Consider the following 921-nt stretch of genomic DNA (forward strand, 5'->3'; position numbering starts at 1 on the left):
TAAAGGATCAAAAAAAGCAGTTGGGGTATTTGCAATCCAGTTTGAAAGAGGGGAGTGATCAATTTCCAGAGGCGGATAAGTTTGGTTACCAAGAGATGTTTCGAGACTATCTCAGCCAAGCTAGTAGTCTTAGGAGCAATGTTTCGCAGCAAAATGCCAACATCTCCTCTCAAAATGCGGCAGCAAGTCAGAGCCAGGCCGAGATTGGCAATCTTATCAGCCAAACAGAGGAAAAAATACGAGACTACAAAACAGCCAAGTCAGCGATTGAAAAGGGAGATCAACTAGATAGTCAGAATCCAGCCTACTCTTTTTACCAGACCTATAAAAATCAAGGTGAAGAAGATCCGCACGCTAAATCGCAAGTTATTGCGCAAGTGGATGCTCAAATCACCCAGCTAGAGTCTAGTTTAGCTACTTATCGTGTGCAGTATGCGGGATCTGGGGCTCAGCAGGCCCACGCAACGGGACTGGATAGTCAGCTGGAATCGCTCAAGTCTCAGCACTTAGTCAAAGTTGGCCAGGAATTAACTCTTCTAGATCAGAAAATTTTGGAGGCGGAATCGGGTAAGAAAGTCCAAGGAGGTCTGCTGGACAAGGGGAAAATTACAGCAAGTGAGGATGGGGTGCTTCACCTTAATCCTGAGACTAGTGAATCTACCATGGTCGCAGAAGGAACCCTGCTAGCCCAACTCTACCCATCCTTGGAAAAAGAAGGGAAAACCAAACTCACAGCTTATCTCAGTTCAAAAGATGTTGCTAGAGTCAAGATTGGGGACTCTGTTCGTTATACTACGACTAATGATGCCAAGAATCAAATTTTCCTGGATTCTACGATTACAAGTATTGATGCGACAGCTACAAAGACTGAACAAGGAAATTTCTTTAAAATTGAGGCGGAGACTAATTTAACTTCGGAGC

Annotated in this window: 1 protein-coding gene; it reads left to right on the plus strand. The window is 44.3% G+C overall.

Annotated features, from left to right (window positions below; genetic code table 11):
- Positions 1–921, plus strand: a 921-nt coding sequence (comB, locus tag GMD4S_RS09470) for a competence pheromone export protein ComB (protein WP_000574617.1), incomplete at both ends; no start/stop codon positions are given.

The organism is Streptococcus sp. GMD4S (assembly GCF_000296955.1).